13 protein-coding genes are annotated in these 18,327 nt (G+C 54.0%); 2 read left to right on the top strand and 11 right to left on the bottom strand.

The window, feature by feature from the left end; translation table 11 throughout:
* Window positions 1-69 precede the first annotated feature (69 nt).
* Window positions 70-1,476 (top strand): MmgE/PrpD family protein, encoded by a 1,407-nt coding sequence (locus DCC81_RS14705; RefSeq protein ID WP_165806593.1) that lies wholly within the window; start codon window positions 70-72, stop codon window positions 1,474-1,476.
* A 232-nt stretch (window positions 1,477-1,708) separates the two neighbouring features.
* Window positions 1,709-2,305 (top strand): hypothetical protein, encoded by a 597-nt coding sequence (locus DCC81_RS14700; RefSeq protein ID WP_108687369.1) that lies wholly within the window; start codon window positions 1,709-1,711, stop codon window positions 2,303-2,305.
* A 94-nt stretch (window positions 2,306-2,399) separates the two neighbouring features.
* Here DCC81_RS14700 and DCC81_RS25850 read toward each other — a convergent pair whose 3' ends face one another.
* From DCC81_RS25850 to DCC81_RS14645, 11 genes are all read right to left on the bottom strand, one after another.
* Window positions 2,400-4,454, bottom strand: coding sequence for a redoxin domain-containing protein (locus DCC81_RS25850; protein ID WP_165806592.1), 2,055 nt, complete (start codon window positions 4,452-4,454; stop codon window positions 2,400-2,402).
* Window positions 4,455-4,463: 9 nt separating this feature from the next.
* Window positions 4,464-5,522, bottom strand: coding sequence for a TlpA disulfide reductase family protein (locus DCC81_RS25725; protein ID WP_205686338.1), 1,059 nt, complete (start codon window positions 5,520-5,522; stop codon window positions 4,464-4,466).
* 20 nt (window positions 5,523-5,542) lie between these two features.
* A complete protein-coding gene (locus DCC81_RS14685) occupies window positions 5,543-6,613 on the bottom strand; it encodes a TlpA disulfide reductase family protein (RefSeq protein WP_108687367.1) in 1,071 nt (356 codons plus the stop codon).
* Window positions 6,614-6,664: 51 nt separating this feature from the next.
* The gene (locus DCC81_RS14680) at window positions 6,665-8,419 is read right to left on the bottom strand and encodes a carboxy terminal-processing peptidase (RefSeq protein WP_108687366.1); all 1,755 of its coding nucleotides are present in this window, start codon (window positions 8,417-8,419) and stop codon (window positions 6,665-6,667) included.
* A 15-nt stretch (window positions 8,420-8,434) separates the two neighbouring features.
* Window positions 8,435-9,970, bottom strand: coding sequence for a PKD-like family lipoprotein (locus tag DCC81_RS14675; protein WP_108687365.1), 1,536 nt, complete (start codon window positions 9,968-9,970; stop codon window positions 8,435-8,437).
* Window positions 9,971-10,000: 30 nt separating this feature from the next.
* The gene (locus tag DCC81_RS14670; RefSeq protein WP_108687364.1) at window positions 10,001-10,765 is read right to left on the bottom strand and encodes a DUF4843 domain-containing protein; all 765 of its coding nucleotides are present in this window, start codon (window positions 10,763-10,765) and stop codon (window positions 10,001-10,003) included.
* Window positions 10,766-10,782: 17 nt separating this feature from the next.
* The gene (locus DCC81_RS14665; RefSeq protein WP_108687363.1) at window positions 10,783-12,198 is read right to left on the bottom strand and encodes a RagB/SusD family nutrient uptake outer membrane protein; all 1,416 of its coding nucleotides are present in this window, start codon (window positions 12,196-12,198) and stop codon (window positions 10,783-10,785) included.
* Window positions 12,199-12,209: 11 nt separating this feature from the next.
* On the bottom strand, window positions 12,210-15,599 hold the full coding sequence (locus DCC81_RS14660) for a SusC/RagA family TonB-linked outer membrane protein (RefSeq protein WP_108687362.1): 3,390 nt from the start codon (window positions 15,597-15,599) through the stop codon (window positions 12,210-12,212).
* A gap of 150 nt (window positions 15,600-15,749) precedes the next feature.
* On the bottom strand, window positions 15,750-16,976 hold the full coding sequence (locus tag DCC81_RS14655; protein ID WP_108687361.1) for a FecR family protein: 1,227 nt from the start codon (window positions 16,974-16,976) through the stop codon (window positions 15,750-15,752).
* 56 nt (window positions 16,977-17,032) lie between these two features.
* The gene (locus DCC81_RS14650) at window positions 17,033-17,632 is read right to left on the bottom strand and encodes an RNA polymerase sigma factor (protein WP_165806591.1); all 600 of its coding nucleotides are present in this window, start codon (window positions 17,630-17,632) and stop codon (window positions 17,033-17,035) included.
* A gap of 92 nt (window positions 17,633-17,724) precedes the next feature.
* Entirely contained in the window at window positions 17,725-18,258 is a 534-nt protein-coding gene (locus DCC81_RS14645) for a class I SAM-dependent methyltransferase (protein ID WP_108687359.1), read from the bottom strand.
* Window positions 18,259-18,327 lie beyond the last annotated feature (69 nt).

Below are 18,327 nucleotides of genomic sequence, written 5' to 3'. Positions count from 1 at the left end.
CATGTTCCAATTCCGTACCACCCCTGTTGGCACAGAACTTTCATACACTTTCTCAAAACCACCCCACTTATGGACAAGCGATACCAGACCTTCCAGGTAGCCGATTATGCGTTGCAGGCACGTTACGAACAAATAGGCGACGCTAATACAGATCAGTTAAAGAAGCACCTGCTGGATGCCGTAGGCTCCATGTTCTTCGCCATAGACAAGCCTCCCCTGCAGAAATTATTTGCACAACTGGAGGTGCTGGGCGTGGGTGGTCCGTGTAAAGTGCCGGTGGTAGGCTCACTCCCTTATGACCGTGCCGCCCAGGTATACACAGCCCTGGTACGTTATCCTGATTTTATGGATAATTACCTGGGCAAAGAATCTACCTGCCACCCCAGTGATAACCTGGGGCCATTGCTGGCGGCGGCGCAATTCCGCCCTACCGGTGGCCGGGATTTTCTTACCGCTATGGCGGTAGCTTACGAAATAGCATGCAGGCTCACTGAAGAAATACCGGTGATGACGGAGGGCATTGACCACACCCTGTTGCTTTCTTATTCCATGGTGGGCGGCATGAGCCGCATGTTTGGGCTTACGCTGGACCAGGCGGCCAATGCACTGGCTATTTGCGGATGCTCCATTGCCCCGCTGGCGGTGAGCAGGGCCAGTTATACCAGCGAGTGGAAAGGCATGGCCTCTTCTATGGATGCACTGGACTGTGTAAACAATGTGCTGCTGGCCAGGGAAGGTATGACAGGGCCCATTGCTTTATTTGAAGGGCCTAAAGGTTTCAAGGAAGTATTTCACATGAACCTGGATTATGAGTGGAGCAAAGATAAGTTTGAGTTGCTGCACCGCTGTATATTGAAAAGTTATAACGCGGAAGTACATACGCAGTCGGCCATCTATGCAACGTTAAACCTGCTCAAAGAACATGAAATTGCCACAGCGGATATTCTCAAAGTGAATGTGACCACTTTCCTCACCGCCTATCACATTGTAGGCTCGGGGGAATATGGAGACCGGAAGATCGTGAAAACAAAGGAACAGGCAGACCACAGCCTGCACTACCTGATTGCAGTAGCTTTACTGGATGGGCAGGTGTACCCGGAACAGCTGACCCCGGAGCGCATTCACCGGGAAGACGTGCAAACCTTGCTACAAAAAGTAGAAGTAAACACCCATTTCCCTTTGCACAAACCCGTAATGCTGGCGGGTGTGCTGGATAAATACACGCAGCGCTACCCGGACAAGGTGATGGCGAAAGTGGAGGTGATCATGAAAGAGGGCCATATCTTCAGTTATGAAACGGAAGACTATCCCGGTTTCTTCACCCAACCGCTAAGCTGGGAACAGGTAGAGGATAAATGCAGGCGCCTGATCGGCCAGCGGCTTACCACGGAGGAGATGAAAGCGCTGTTTACATTTATCCGCACGCTGGAAGAGCAGCCGTCTATGGAGCCGCTGCTGGCGTACCTGTGCAGGTAGCTGGCCAGTACAGGCCTTATAACACATTCGTTTTATTTTACATATACATACTTCATATATCAATACTTTACATTTACTTTGCGCCCGTGAATGACCTATCATTGTGGTAATCCGCCATCTCCCGGCAGGTCTGTGACGGCCCGGGAAATGTAAGTTCCTGTTCCCAAAATACTGTACGCTTTTAATCACCCGTTTCCATTTTTAAACACTTATTTTTTTATCCCTTTGATTTATGAAAAGACTATTTGCACTGATGCTGCTTGCTGGCTCCTTGTTTGCTACCGCCACCTCCCAGGCCCAGGACCTGGTAAAAGGTGATCTCAAGTTCCTCAAGGACGTAAAAGAATTACAGGTAGTGTACGTGTATGACGACGTAACCGTAGGTAAAGACGGCAAGGAAGCCAACTACGTTAAAAGAAGAAAAGCAGAGAAAGAATCCAAAACACCCGGCTCCGGCGACACCTGGGAACAATCCTGGTATGGCGACCGCAAAGCGCATTACCAACCTAAGTTTGAGGAATTGTTTGATAAATACGCAGACAGGACCCTGAACGAAGAAGCGGGTGCCAGATACATGATGGAGGTGCACACCAAGTTCATTGAAGTAGGGTACAACGTGGGCATCTCTTCCGGCAAAGCAGCCGTAAGCCTGGAGATCTATATCTACGATACGCAGGACACTTCCCCGAAAAGAAAACCGCTGTGCAAGATCATGATGAACGATGTATCTGGTGGTAAAGGCCAGTTTGCCACCGGTATCCGCATTGGCGAGGCATATGCCAAGGCCGGTAAATCACTGGGCAAATTTGTGCACAAGAAAGCAAAGTAATTACCGCGTAAATAGAACGGCCACGGTACATGATGCCGTGGCCGTTCTAAAAAAAGATCATCTCTGCGGATGGCCTTTTTCATGCACATGACCACTATCTAAAAATTTCTCCCAGCCTTTTATCCAGGTCATCGCCGCGAAGATCCATGGCTACAATGCGGCCATCCGGCCCTACCAGGAAATTCCTGGGAATAGCGTGGATACCATATTTCACCGCTACTTCATCATTGAAACCCTGGAGGTTTGAAACCTGCGTCCATTCTAATTTATCATGCTTTACTGCTTCCAGCCACCGGTCACGCGATGCATCCAGTGATATGCTGAGGATGTTCAGCCCTTTGTCCTTGTATTTGTGATAAGCCGCCGTCACGTTGGGGTTTTCCGCGCGGCAAGGGTGGCACCAGCTGGCCCAGAAATCTACCAGTACGTACCTGCCTTTGTAATCTGACAGCTTCACCACTTTATTATCCAGGCTGTGCTGGGAAAAGGCGGGGGCCATGTTGCCTACCTTGGCCACTTTACGGCCTTCCAGCAGTGCTTTCAGCGTCTTTACACGGGTGTATTGTTTCAATCCGGGGCTTAGTATATCACAGAGGCTGTCTGCCTGTTCTGTAGTAAGATCATACGTGCGGATCACGGTTTGTTCCAGCAGCACAAAGCTGTACCAGGAAGCGGGATGCGCTTTGATGAAGGCCACCGTGCGCTCCTTTTCAGATACGCCCTGCTGCATTCTTCGCTGCGCGGCAAAAGTGTCTGCATCCTGCTGCACGGGTGATCCCTGCAGGTGCAGGTCACTGAAGCGGGGACCATGTGCTATTGTGGTATGGCCGGGCATAACGTAGCATTGGGAAAATCCTTTGAAGCGGCCCTTGCTGTTCGGCAGGGACCTGTCTTCCAGGGTAATGGCTGCCTGGATGGCCCCGTCTTTCATGGTACCTGCAAAGTGGTAAGTGTTGTTCACCAACACCGCACTATCCCGTTGCCCGTCATCATTGTCCTCGTAAGCGAGGTATACTTTACCGGTAACGGCAGTATCTGATGCGATCTTTCCATCAATGGTAAATGCCTGCTCCACGCCGGGGATCACTGTCCGCAATTTCTTTTGCAGGTCTTCCCCGCGCAGGTTCATAGCGATGATCTTACCGGAAGGATCGAGCAGGAAATTTGCCGGCACGGAATTGATATGATAGCGCAATGCAGACGGGCCATTCCACCATTTCAACTCAGATACCTGGGGCCATGTCATCTTATACTCCGCGATCTTTTTGATCCAGAGATCTTTTGAATCCGGGCGGTCCAGGGAAATGCTGATGATCTCGAAGTTGTGGTCTTTGTAAGCATCATAGGCTTTTACCATGTTGGGGATCTCCGCTATGCAGGGCGCGCACCAGGTGGCCCAGAAATCCACCAGCACATACTTTCCTTTGAAAGCCGCGAGGGAGATGTTTTTGCCATCCGGATCAGGGATGCTGAAACCGGGTGCGACATCGCCTGTTTTCAGGGTGTTCATGCCTTTAATGCGGGTGGCCAGTTCTGTGCCGGTAGCAGATGTTCTCAGTGCGGGCGCCAACTGTTTGAACAATTGCTCCGTGGTGGCGGCGTCTTTGCCGCGGACAGCGTATTCATTCAGTTCGTCCAGGGCCACGGCGCTGGCGGGATGTGTTTTCACAAACTGCGCAATCACGTGGATCTTGTTTTCCAATACCAGCGGGGAGAATTGGTAGTTGGCATCTGTTTTATTGGGTGCTTGCAGTGTGTCCAGGAAGTGATAGAACAGGGTGTTATAGGCTTCCAGGTCTTTATTCAGTTTGCCGCCCACCACGTGAAAATGATTGGAGGCTGCATCGTACGATACATTGATGATACCTGGCTCCAGGTAGAAGAGGTAAGAGTGTTGACGGCCACTAAAAGTAGCCAGCAGCTGGCCTTTCTGCCGGTCTGCATACACGGTGCCATGGATGACCGCCTGCCCGTTTGTGATCACGCCGCTATCCCGGCGGGCGCCGTTCTTCAGGGTATAGCGGGCCAGTTCCACTTTTGTAACAGGCGTATTGCCCGCAGAGAACTTAACGGTGAAGGGCTGCGTTGCCTGGGCCAGCGCCTGCAGGCTGCCCAGTGTAGCCAGTGTAAAGAAGATATGCTTTAACATAAACATTGTTTAGTTAGTTTGTGCAACAGGTTGTACCAGCCTGGCCAGGTCCCAGAAGGCGTTGATGCCGCGGATGTTCACCGCTATCACCTTGCCCTGCGGGTCCAGCAGGAAGTTAGCAGGAATGGATGCCACCCCCCAGTCTACCGCGGTCTTGCTCTCAAATCCCTTAAGGTCCGATACCTGTGCCCAGGTCAGGTTATCCTTGTGGATGGCCGCCAGCCAGGCTTTCTGGGAGGCCTTCAGGTCCAGGGATACGCCCAGGATCTCGAAACCTCGGTCTTTCAGCTTTTCGTAGGCGGCCCGCAGGTTCGGGCTTTCTGCACGGCAGGGAGCGCACCAGCTGGCCCAGAAATCTACCAACACATATTTGCCCCGGTAGGAAGACAAGGTCACTGCGTGACCGGTAGTATCGTACATAGTAAAGCCGGGGGCTATTTGCCCTACGGCTACATTGGCGGCCCCACGCAGCAGGATGCCCAGTTGTCTTACATCATCGTACTTCGTGAGGGAGGGCGACAGGGTCCTGTAAAGGCTATCCGCCAGCTTGCCCCCAAACTCTTTAGCCTTGTCCTGCAGTACCATGTAACTCAGCCAGTAAGTGGGATGTTTGAGAATAAATCTTTTTACTGCGCCGTCGATATCCCCACTGGCCTTTACATCGGCCTGTATCTCTTCCATGCCTGCCTGCATTTTAGAGCCGGTGATCTTTGCTTTTGAAAAGGGGTTACTATGTGTAACGGTGATATGGGTAGTGTCCAGGAAAAGACCTATGCTGCGGTCTTTGTACTTGGACAGGTCCACACCGCGCACTTGGTTCATGGGCACATCAAACCATTCAATAAACGCGTGTGCGCCGGGTTGGTCCATCACGCCGGAGAAGTGGTAGTGGTTGTGGTCCAGCAATACGCTGTCCCTTTTCACTCCTTTACCTATGATGTATATATATCCCTGTTGGATGGTGTCTGACTGGATAGTGCCGTCCAGCGTAAATTTCAGCTCCTGCGCCCATCCCAGTACAGGCATGGCCATGGCGACCATCGCCGCCCATAATATTTTGTATTTCATGTTCCGTTTTTAAGATGTGGTTATTGCAGTACTTCCTGCAGTTTGGCGGTGAGTGCATCTCCCCGCAGGTTCCTGGCGATGATCTTACCGGAGGGGTCCAGCAGGAAATTCATGGGAATGGACGTGAGATCGTAGAGGTTTACCACCTGGCTGTTCCAGAATTTGAAGTCACTTACCTGGGGCCATACCAGTTTATCTTTATCAATCACTTCCAGCCATTTCTCTTTAGCCCCCGGCCGGTCCAGTGATACGCCGAGTATTTCAAAGTTGCTGTTGTGGAAACGTTCGTAGGCTTTCTTCACATTGGGCATCTCTGCCATGCAGGGCCCGCACCAGGTAGCCCAGAAATCTATCAGTACATATTTGCCTTGCAGGCTACTGAGGGGGCGGGGCTGGTCCCTGGCATCGGGTAGGGAAAAGTCCGGGGCTTTGTTGCCAATGGCGGTGGCGCGCATACCTTCAATGGTGGCGCTTACCTGTTTGCCTTCCTTACTTTCCTTTACGGCATCGTCCATCTTATTAAACACTGCTGCCAGTTCATCCGGCTGCTTGTAACTCCGCACCAGGTTAAGCAGCTGATCCACCCCAATGACGCTGTGTGAATGCAGGGCCATATAGCGGCGCACTGCTTCCAGCACCAGGGGCTGGGCGTCGGGGGAATAGGGCGTTAGCTTTGTGGCCGCTGCCTGCGTGGCGCTGGCGCTATCCAGCAGCGCGGTTTCTATTTTTACGAATGCCTGCAGCTCCTGGTTCAGCGGGGTGCCGCTACGCCGGTCCTTTGTTTTATCGCCCATCACCTCCAACTGGATATTGCCGGGCTCCAGGTAGAAGAGCATAGAATAATCGCCGGGCTGTGCATACACGATCACCTGCGCCAGGACGCGCTGGTCATACGCGTTGCCTTTGAAAGTGAACTGTCCGTTCTTTACAAAAGTAGTATCGCGTTTTACCGTATTGTCCGGTGCTACGTAGCCAAACAACGCCCCGCAGTTCTCTGCCCGGGTGGTATGGCCGGTGATGGAAAAGGATTTGTTCTGTGCCAGCAGTGCTGTGGGAAACAAGGCCCATAACACCATCCAGTGCTTTTTCATGCTATTGTTGGATTAAGTGATTAAAGTAGTGGTGCAGGTTTTGTATTTCGTTTATGATCTTGCTACCCATGCTTCCAGCACGCCGGTGGCAGCATGTACAAACAGGTCCGCCTGCACCAGGTGCAACCAGCGCTGGTAGGCGGCCGCATCCTCCATGAAACTGAAGGATGCCGGTGATGCCTGGTCCTGCCTGTCGGCGGGGAGTTTTAATAGTTGGTTCAATGCTTCTAAATTTTGACGGCGGGCGTCCGCAAACTGCAGGTAGGCGGCTACTTCCAGCGGCACCATGGCGGTATCATGTGCTGCCAGCCACTTGCTCTTTTGTGTAATGGCAGCATACAAGGTATCGTCCATCATGCGGTGCACCTTGGCTTTCAGCTGCGCTACCTGCGGGGCGCCTTCCCAGCGGGTGATGTGTGCCGGCGGGATGGAGTCCCAGGGCAGCACCTGCGGTCTTGTGGCCTCTCGGCGCTTGCCAAACTGGTAGAGATCCGGCAGCAGGAGATCTGGTGTAACACCCCGGTACTGGGTAGAGCTGCCGTTTACGCGGAACAATTGTTCAAAGGTCACTTTCACATATCCCTGCTCCGCACCCACGGGGAACGGCCGCTGTACCGTGCCTTTGCCAAACGTAGGACTGCCGCAGATCACCGCCCGCCCATAGTCCTGCATGGCCGCGGTAAAAAGTTCTGCCGCGGAAGCGGTCTGGCTGTTCACCAACACGGCCAGGGGGCCGTTGTAAATCGGCTGGGCGGTAGTGCTTTTCAGCAGTGCAGGCTCCAGGTCTTTTCCTTTCAGTTGTACCACGGCTTCGCCTTTTACCAGCATGCCTACCATGGCCTGCACTTCCAGCAAAGAGCCGCCGGAGTTATTCCGCAGGTCAATGATCAATCCTTCCACGTGGCTGCTATCCATGGATGCCAGGGCTTTGGCCAGGTCATCCGCGCAGTGGAAACCACGCACCGTATCCAGGTAAAAAGCAGGGAGCACGATGTAGCCATACAAGTGATTGTTCCGGTGGATCAGGGCGGTGCCCAGGAGCATGTTACTTTTCATCCGGTCTGCCACGGCGCCCATGGCGGAAGGCGCAGCCGCAGCGGCCGGGGGAAAATAATCAGTGTGCGGGTCCATCTGGTGGCAGATGGCGCCCGCCAGGATATTAAACAATTCCGGCGTGTTGGTCAGCGCCAGCAGTTTATGATAGCGGGCGGTGATATCTGCAATGGCTTTCTGGCGGGCAGTAGCTTCCTGCACGGCATCGCTGCTATCGGCCAGGGAGCCTTTTTGCAACGCGGAGCGGTATTGCAACGCCAGGTATTTGAGGGACATGGACCTGCGTTCGTGCCACACCTTTTCCGTAGCGGCATAGCCTTGCCCTGAACCACCATCCGCGCGCACCTGGTCATGGGCATGGTACTGGAAAGGTTGCAGCGCCAGCATGCTATCTGCTTCCAGTGCAGCGGCCAGGCGATGCTGGTACAGGGCTGTTACCGCGGGCAGGAAAGCAACGGGCGCCCGGCCTTCCAGCTCATCATCCAGGCGGTGCTCAAATGGGCGGAGCTGGTCCAGATCTTCCTGGCAAAACACGTTATCCGACGGGTCCAGGGTGTGCAGGAAAGTGCGCCACACCTGTGCGGAAAACGCATCGTCTATGTGAGCCGGATGATAGTGATGTGCTTTCAACACCTTTCCCAAAGACACCAGCAGGGTATCCTGTCCCGGTTGCATACCGGCGGTGGCAGTGCTCCACCGCAGCCATGACACTCCCAGCACGGCCATCAGCCATGCAAATTTTCTTCGCTGCATTTGTTCCTGTTTTTTTTATCTGTCCCGGTAGCCCACGCTGACGATCTTGCCAAACCCTGTCCAGGAGTTGGTCTTCACCAGCGGTGCATTGATATCGGAGACGGTGAATATGTCAAGTGTTCCGTTACTGTCTTTAGGACCGGAGGGATCGTAAGACCCTACCAGCAGTGATTTTGTCCAGGCCACATAGTTGGCTTTCCCGTAGCGGGAAGCGATATGCGGGAAGGAAAGGCAGGAGATCACGCGGCTGCCATAATCTGCCATGAGAAAGCTTTGCCGCAGGTACATATCGTACTCGTACAACTTGCCACCCACGCTGTAGAAAATGTAATTATGATCCGGGCTGGCGGCAAAGTTGGTAGCCTGGCCAATGTCTGTGCCCGTCATTTCTTCATAGTAGGTCTGTGGCTGGCGCATGAGGAAGTTGAGGAGGAATACCTTGCCTGTACCGGGATCTTTCAGCACTGCATAGGTATTGGGCTTAATCCCTGCTTCCGCATAATAGATGCACTCCATATACAGCAGATCAAGCCCGGTGGGATAATTCAATGCGGGCAGTGCATCCGTTACCGTTACTGCGCTGGCATTGGCCACGGATACAAAGTTCTTCTTGTCCATGTTATACATCACCGCGCTGGTACCGTCTGTAGCCACATAGGGCGATACGCGGAAGGGCGTGCCGCCAGTCGCATACGCGTTCAGCGGGCTGTAACGGAAGGCATAACCGGCGGAGGTTGAATAGCTGTACATATTCTGGTCCGGGCCATACATGTATAGCTGGTAGCTGTAAGCGCCGGTAGTAATGCCGGTGAGGCGGCTGGCCACCAGGTTAGCAGGCACATTACCCACTACCAAATAGCGGATGTTATAGGTATCATTCCAGGCAAATGTTTCCTGGTTCACACGGTTGGTGCCCGCGCTGTTCAGCACAAAGATGCCGTAGTTCTGCGCGGCCACGTTGGTACCTACATACGGCATGCACAACACCTGGTAAGGCGCGCCATCCATGGGAATGGTGGAGCCCATTTTTTTGAACACATCCGTATACTGGTTGAATACATTGCTGGCCTTTAAGTAAGACAGCATATCCATCCTGGACTTGCCATTCACATCGCTCAGCACCAGGAAGCCTTCATATACTTCGGTGGATACGGTGAGGGTGGTCTTTACATGTACCATCACCTTGGTCTTGTTATCCGTCACCTTGTACATAAGGGTGTAGCTGCCGGGGGGCATGGTGATCTTTGCGGCCAGGTTGCGGGTGGTGGCCAGCAGGGAATCGTCCGTAGAAAACACGGAGGTGCTTTTGCGGTAACTCCACTCGTAGGTATAGGCATCGTCTGCCGTTACGTTCTCTGAGGAAGTGATGGCGGGGATTACGCGGAGGGTGTCGTTGTAAAACGCCGTGTAGCCGTTCGTGGTGTCAATGTTGCCCAACTGCACCATGTTGATGGGATGATAGTCATAGTTCCCGATGTCCTTGTAACAGGCGGAAAGCAGGCAAGAGATCAGTGCGAGTAACCCGCTGTAGCTGCATATTTTCTTGGTCATAATTAACCGTTGGAGGGTTCAGAAATTTGTTTACAGGTAGCCTGCTCCCATGGTCATGGGAGTTACGCCATCTTCATCATACACGGTCTGGCCGGCCTGCTGCTGGTCATCCAGGTAGCGGCTCATGGTAATGGCCCAGGAGGCGCAGCGGGCGGCCATATTCAGGTCATAGATGCCATTTACTACGTAGTCCAGCGGCATGCCTGCCACCTGGTTAATGAGGCGCAGCTTCTTCACGCTGAACGTGCCGAAGTAAGTAGCCAAAATGCTGGTCCAGTAGTTGCCTTGCGTGAGCTGGTCCGAAAGATTGATCTTAAAAGACAGGGCGTTGACCGAATCCAGCGTACCGGTAATGGCTTTGATATCTGTATGAAAATTATGATCCGCCACCAGGTTCAGGCGCAGGAAAGGTATATTGGTCTGCAGGTCTGGTGTGCGCAGCAGCTTTACGGCAAAACTGTCTACCAGGTTGCCGGCCCGCAGCACAAACTTTTCAGGCATCTCGTAGTGTACATTAGCCTGTGCCGTGCTGGTAGGATCTACCGCGATGGTAAATGACCGGTCCGTGTTCACCGGTGCGCCGGTCACCGCCACCTGGATATTGATGGTACTGTCCTGCACCGTAGCGGGGCTGTAGGCAAAGGAGAAGTTCACGCTGTCCTGCTGCAGGTTGCTGCGTTTATAGAAAAAATAAATATTGTCGTCCGCGTTATAGGTAAGCAGCGTTTGCTTTTTACAGGCGGCAAAGGCGGCCACCATGGAAAACAATATCAATATGCTGATCGGCTTTTTCATTTGTCAGGTTTTAGTTGTTAACGCGGGGAAGTTTCCGAAAGTGGCAAGGGCACTACATACACCGGCGCCACGGTAGCGGTGCCGCTGGTGCCGCTGGGAATGCGGGCCACGTTATTGCGTTTATAGTAGTAGAACAGCTGCCCTTCTCCCCAGAACTCTTTCTGGTATTCCTTCTGGATCTCCGTTGGAATGCTGGCGGAGGGGTCCAGCGGGGGCAGGCCGCGGTGGGTCCTTACACTGTCCAGCAGGGACAAGGCCGCAGCAGGATCTGTTTCTGCCAGGATGTAATACATTTCCGTTTTGCGGACCAGCGGTTGTACAAAGCGCCAGGTTTTGGTGTTATCTGCAATGTCTTTGAACTTATCGAAAGACAGGAACCCATTCGGACTGCTATTGAACCAGTAATTATAACGGTAGTCGTTCTTGTTGGCTTCAAAGACCTTGTCCACGTTCGCGTTATTCACCGTGATCACCTGCGTGGCCAGCAGCGTGGAGCTGAAGGAAGCATTGTAGGTGGTGTACATGTTCTGGTTGTAGGAGCCAAACAGTATTTCAGGGGAATATACGCGGTCTGGTGCATTGGCGGCGGTAATAGCGGCGGGAGTGGTCCAGGGGAACCATTTTTCCCCTTCCGCCAGTACTGCTGCGGCAGCGTCATGTGCGGCGGTGGTATTGCCCATCCACAGGCAGGCGCGGGCTTCCAGGGCTTTCACGGCGTAGTAGTTCAGGCGCTGGTTGCGGAAGCCGGCGTAAAAGTCCTGGGCATTGTTGACGCCCTGGGTGATGATAGGATCCGCCGCCAGCAGTTGTTCCGCCTGGGAAAGATCCAGCAGCACGCTGTCCATCACCTGGCTGGCCGGCAAGATGTCCTGCGCCTGGCCGTCTGCCCGGGAATAGTACGGGATGGACTTTGCATCCGGTGCAGTACTGTACACCGGGCCAAAGAGGCGGAGCAGATCAAAGTGCACCATGGCGCGGATGGCCAGGGCTTCCCCTTTCATCTGGGCGGCATGTGCTGCGGTAAGCGTGCCGGCGGCCTGCATGCGGTCCATCTGGGGAATGAAGGCATTGGCATACAGGATAGTGCCATAAGCCTTTTGCCACAACTGTTCAAAGGTGGGCATCACCAGGGTATTGGTATATGCGTAGGTACGCAGGTACGTATAGTTATTGGTACCACCCAGACTGGGGGGCGCAAAGCGCTGGCCCATCAGCTCAATGGAAATGGTAGTGAGATTACTGCCATACAGGTTCCCATCTGCCAGGTAATTGTAAATGCCGTTGAGGGCCGACTGTGCCGCCTTTTCATTACCGAACACCTGCTCACCGGTGAAGGAAGATTCCGGCTGTACGGTCAGGTATTTTTTGCAGCCGCCCATGCCCACCGTGGCGGTAAGTAAGGCAAGCCCTATTGCGAAAGATGTTGTTTTCATTCCAGGAGGTTTTAGAAAGATGCATTAAGACTGAAAGAAGCGGTCCTGTCGAACGGATAGCTGGTGCCCCGCTCTGTTTTGATACTCTCTATCCAGAAGATGTTGTTCAGGTAGAAATTCAGGCTGAGCGACTGCATTTTTAATTTCCTGATCCATCCTTGTCCTACGCGGTAGCCGAGGTTGAAGGACTCTCCGTCAAAGTAGTTGTCTTTCTCCACGAAGCGCGATGACATGGGTGTGCTGCCGGTGGAGGTGATGGATTTGAACTGGCTGATATCACCGGGGTTTTTCCAGCGGTCGTAAAGGGCGCGTTTGTCCTGGTTGTTCAGCAGGTTGCCGATGTTTTCCACCTTGGTGTACAGGGCGCTGTTCAGCTGGTACCCGCCCATGCTATAGCGGATGGCGGCGCCGAAGATGAACTGCTTATAGTTGAAGGAAGTGTTGATCACCCCCTGCATGGCAGGTCGCGTATTGCCCACCCGCACTACATCTGAAGGATTGTAGTCAAAGGTGAGGGTACCGTCTTTTGCCTGGAACAATTCATTACCGGTAGCGGGATCAATACCCCTGGAACGCACGGCCCAGATATCATCCGGGCTGTAGCCGTCTGCATAGCGGTTAAGGCTGTTCAGGGCGGCGGTACCACCGCGGTTGCTCAGGCTATCGCTCTTCTTGTTGAGCAATTCCAGCTGGTTGCCCAGGCCACCGTAGGTGCTTTTGTAAGCGCTACCGGTGATGCCGATGGTCCACACGATCTGTTTCTTCAGGTTATAAATGGGCGAGAAACGTACGTTGAATTCCCAACCGGTGGTGGTGAGGTGGCCGAGGTTGATCACATAGTTGGCATTCACACCGGTAGAAGAAGGCAGGGTGCCGCTGGTGCCAATGGCCATGGGATCTGTAAGCTTGCGGAAGTAATCCACCGTACCGCTGATACGGGAGCCCAGGAAACCGAAGTCTACCCCGTAGCTTTCCTGGCGGGTCTTCTGCCATTCCAGGTCAGGATTGCCGAGGGACACCATGTTGAGGCCCTGACCAAAGTTGTTCTGTCCCTGCTGGAAAGAAAAGGTGGACGTAGAGGTGAACTGGCCCAGGTTCTCATTGCCCGTAATACCAATATCGCCCCTGATCTTTAAGAGATTGATCCACTTCACCTGCCTCAGGAACTGCTCCCGGTGCAGGTTCCAGCCGATACCACCGGATGCGAATGGTTTAAAGAGCCGGTTAGAGCCAAACACACTGGCGCCATCCAGGCGGTAGGTAGCGTCTACCATAAAGCGGTCGTCAAACACATAGTTCACACTACCCAGAAAGCCTACGCTGCGCGATACCACGGTGAGCGCGTTGGGCCGGCTGAAAGGCGTGTACTGGAAGGCATAGGAAGGATTGCCATTGGTGCCGTAGGGAAAACCTACCGCGGAAAAGCTGGCCATCTCGCTCCGGTTCTGCTGCATTTCCGTACGCCCGTTGGCGTTAAACCGGTGCCTGCCTACTACTTTTGCCCAGGTGAGCATGAGGTTCATGCTGTAGGAAGTAGTGGCCGTATGGTTGCTGGTGTAGCTGCCTTTCTGCGTGGGGTCTGCCCCATCAAACTGTGTATTATCCGGGGGCACGAAGAGGACCTGGTCCTGCGTGCCGCGGGCCAGCTGGATACCTCCCTGCACGCGCAGCGTGCGGCTAATGGTGTAAATGGCAGCGAGGTTGTCGTAGAAGTTGAAGTTAGGCGACTTGTTAATGCTGTACAGCGAGGCATTGTACAAAGGGTTCACCAGGGTGAGGCCGGTGGTGTCCAGGTATTTGGGAATGCTGCCATCGTTCAGTCTTTTGCGGTAATAGGGACTTGCATTTACAAAGTCGGAAAAGTTGCCATAGGGAGAGGCTACCGCGTTGCCGCCGGTTACGTTCATCTGGTTGGTAACGTTAATGGCGTTCTTGCGGTACGTGAGGTTGAAATTGCCGCTCCAGGCGCTGCGGGAAGAGCCTTTCATGACCCCGTTCTGCATGCCGTAGGAGGCACCTGCATTGAACATCAGGTCACTGTTACCACCGTTCAGCTGTACGGAATGGCGGTTGCTCAGGCCCAGTTGTACGGGCTCGCTGAGCCAGTAGGTATTTATGCCGGATTGCACAGCGGCCATGCGTGAGGCATAGCGTTGGTCTGTGTTCCACTGGTCTGTGGGCTTATAGTACACCTGTGAGAGCCTTTCAAATTCCAGCTTTTCTGCGGCGTTCATCATGTTGTAGCTTCTCAGGTCGGGCATATCCAGGGAAAGGTCTGCCGTATAGCTGATGCGCAACTGCCCGGGCACGGGGCGTTTGGTTTCCACGACCACCACCCCGTTTGATGCCTTCGCGCCATACAACGCAGTAGAGGCGGCGTCTTTCAGGATGGTCACGGAGGCCACGCGGTTCATATCCAGGTCGTAGATGGCCTGCAGCGTGCTCTCAAAACCGTCCAGGATGAAGAGGGGCTGGTTAGGATCGGCGCTGAACTGGCTGTTAAGGTCCGTGTTGCTTACACTGGTGCGGCCGCGGATCTCGAAGATGGGCATGGCATTGGGATTGGCGCCCTGTGCATTATTGGTGACCTGTACAAAGGAAGGGTCCAGTGTTTTCAGGCTTTCCAGGATGTTGCGGTTGCCAATGCTCTTCAACTGGTCGCCCGTGAAAACGGAGGCGGCACCGGTGAAATCTTCCTTGCGGCGGGTGAACATACCAGTGCGGATGTCCACATGTCCCAACTCCAGCGCCTTCTTGCGCATCGTGGAGGAGAATTGCAGCTGGTAAGCGGTTACGTTTATCTCTTCCGTTTCAAAACCAATGCTGGTGATCACCACGGTAAAAGGCGGCGTCACATTTTCCAGTGTTACATTGCCATGCTCATTGGTCATTGCGCCGCGGCGGGTGCCTTTGATCATACAGGTAGCGCCGGGGATAGGCAGCCCGTCTTCCGACAGCACGTTCCCGTTCACATTCATCCCGCGGGCCAGTGCAGCATCTGCAGTGGCGCGGTTGCGGGAAAAGAAGATAATATTCTTCCCGTCCACCCGGTAATTGATGGGTTGTCCTTCCATGATCCGGTTCAGGAAATCTGCCAGGGCCATGTTGCTGGCCTGTATGCTTACCGGTTTGGTATCCTTCAGCAGGTTTTCATTACCAAACACACCGTAGCCGGTCTGTTTGCGGACTTCGTTAAAAATGGTGCGCAGCGACGCATCCTTGGCGGCGTAGGTGATGGTCTGCGCATGTACCTGCGGGGCCCACCCCTGCAGCACGAATGCCAGTAATACAAAAAGCTTCATCACGGTGCCCGGGTGCCTCTGCTTACCTGTGCGCTCGTGCTGGCAAGGCAATAGTGCGGCCCCGGCGCGCGGCCGGTGACTGGCAAAGATCATGTTCATTTACATAACTTTTTAGGCGCTGCCAACTGGCGTTGACAACGGATCTTGGTTGATAATAAAAACAGGAAGCCCGTGCCCTTCCGCGGAGGGCAGGATGATCCCGAAACATTGCTGTAAAAACTCCAGTTGTGGAAAGGCTGCCGTGGTGGTTTAGGGCAGCACAATAAGTTTGTTGCCTTCTACTTTAAAGTGCACGCCGGAATCCTCCAGGGCGGAGATAACGCCCGACAGGTTAGTATCCCTTCTCAGTTCCCCGTAGAAGCGGATATCCGGCACTGCGCCTTCATACACTACCGATATATCATACCACATTTCCAATTGCTGCATCACATCCGGTAAACGCATATTTTCAAAATTGAAATAGCCATTTTTCCAGGCAACAACCTGGTTGACATTCACATTACTGATCACATTCATAGTGGCACCTGCCCTGGCCTGCTGGCCGGGCTGCAAGGTAACCTGTTGTCCCCCTTCCTTCACGCGCACTGCGCCTTCCAGCAAGGTGGTGCGGGTTTCACCGGCGGCATTGTCATACGCATTGATATTAAAATGCGTACCCAGTACCTGCACTTCCATTTCATTCCTGGTAACGAAGAAAGGCTTATGTGCATCCGGGGCAATTTCAAAATACCCTTCCCCGCTGATGCGCACCCGCCGCTCATTGCCGGTGAATGCCACCGGATAGGTAAGGGAGCTGCCTGCATTGAGCCACACGCGGGAGCCATCACTGAGCGTGATGTCTACCACCTTGCTGCCACGAGGATTGCTCAGGGTGTTGTAAACCAGCTCCTGCCCCGCCCCACCGTTCGTCTGCTCATAAGCCACCTGCCCATCCTGGCGGGTCACTACGCGGGTAAACTGGCCTGTAGCCAGGCCCTGGCGCAGGCTGTCTACCGCCACTACCGTCCCATTTGCCAAGGTAATGGTAGCACGGTTGCGCACGGGCGCCGCCTTATCCGCCACCGGCTTTGCAGCTGTGGTACCCTGGGCCAGCTGGTGCTGGCGGGGCTGGAGCAGCAGGAACCAGGTGGTAAAGCCCAGCAGGACCAGCACTGCGGCGGCTACACTCCAACGCAGCAACGTTTTGCGGCCTTTCATCGCCACTACCGGTGGCGTTACCGTTTGCACACCTTCACCATTTGCATGCGCCAGCACCTGTGTGCGTACGCGGTGGTCTGCTGCGGGTACCAGCACGGCATCACTGCTTTCCGCGCCCAGCGCTATGAGTGCAATGATGTCGGGATCTTCCATGAGCTGTTCGTAGACCGAGGGTTGCGCTGCGATGAAGGCGTACAGCTCCCGGCCCTCCGCTTCGGTGAGGGTATTCCGGATAAAGCCGGACAAAAGTTCTTTATAATATGCGTAGGATGGTTGCATACTCACATCAATGACTTGGAATTGAAAAAAAGGGTTAATCGGAATATTGACTTTTTTTAAAAAAATTTTCCCAGCAGTAAAACGAGGATGGAAATGCGGGCGTTTTTGCGGATGTACTCCCGGAGCAGGGCGTTTGCCTGCGTCATGTGCGCTTTCACGGTATTGGTGGACAGCTGAAGCTCCCGGGCCACTTCTTCGTAGCTCTTCTTTTCCTTTTTACACATTTCATATACGCGGCGGCGCTGGGGGCTGAGGGAGCTGAGTGCTTCCTCTACCAGGGCGTCAAAGCGTTGCAGGTCCAGCTGGCTGCGTTCCAGGGATGCGGAATCATCCTGGTAGTGGTTGAATAACTGGTCTACCAGCTGGCGGCTCACGGCCACCTGCTTGTTAATGTCTATAGCGCGGTTATGACAGATGCGCAGCAGGTATTGACGGATGCCTGTTTTGATCTCCAGGCGGTGGCGCACATCCCAGAGGCGGATAAAGGTATCCTGCAGAAGATCTTCCGCCTGCAGGGGCATCTTTACGATGGTGAGCCCATAGCGGTAAACGTCCATGCGGTAGCGCTCATACAGCTCGGCAAAAGCCTGCGGGTCGTCGCTACGCAATAGCCGGAGAAGGTCCCCGTCGGCATAAGCGGCATAAATAGATCCCAATGGCGATGGTTTTAAATCAACGCCTAAAATAGAACAAATATCTGATTGACGGGGATGGGAGGGATGAGCGGAGCGCAGGCGCCCTTGTTTTTTTACGGCAATGCGATGGCGGCGTACATCATACCGCCGTACACGGAATGCACTTCCCCGATCTTCTCCACGGTTTTCCACCCGGCCTGTTGCAGCAAGGGTTGCAGCTTTGCAAAACTGACCGGCCAGGGCACCCATTGCTCTACGGGGGTATCTTTATCGTACTCCACGATGAGGAGCGGGCCTTTTTGTGCGCCGTTGCGGTAATAGGTTTCCAGCTTTTTGAGGAAGGCGGGCTTGTCTTGCACGTAGTGCAGCGCATTGGCCATCAGGAAACCATCCACTTCCGTGGGTAAGGGCATGGTCAGAAAATCTGCCGGGAAGGGAATGAGCGATACGCCATTCACCGTATCGCTGTGTAACCTGGGCCGGAGATCTATCCCGTACAGCGCGCTGCGCCTGGGCAGCAGGCGGGCCAGGGCTTCCGTGAAAAGCCCATCGCCACAGCCGAGGTCAGCCCAGCACACGGGGCTGGATGGAATGGCCGCGCGCAGGGCGGGATGATCCAGGAGATGGATGGCTTCTGATAAACGCATGCGGCGAAGATAAGGGGCGCCGCGGAAATGGAAGAAAGATGCGCAGGTTTGTACAGGAATTTTTGTTAA

It is taken from the genome of Chitinophaga parva (assembly GCF_003071345.1).
In the GTDB taxonomy this organism is placed as follows: domain Bacteria; phylum Bacteroidota; class Bacteroidia; order Chitinophagales; family Chitinophagaceae; genus Chitinophaga; species Chitinophaga parva.
This window is presented reverse-complemented; position numbering and strand designations above follow the sequence as displayed.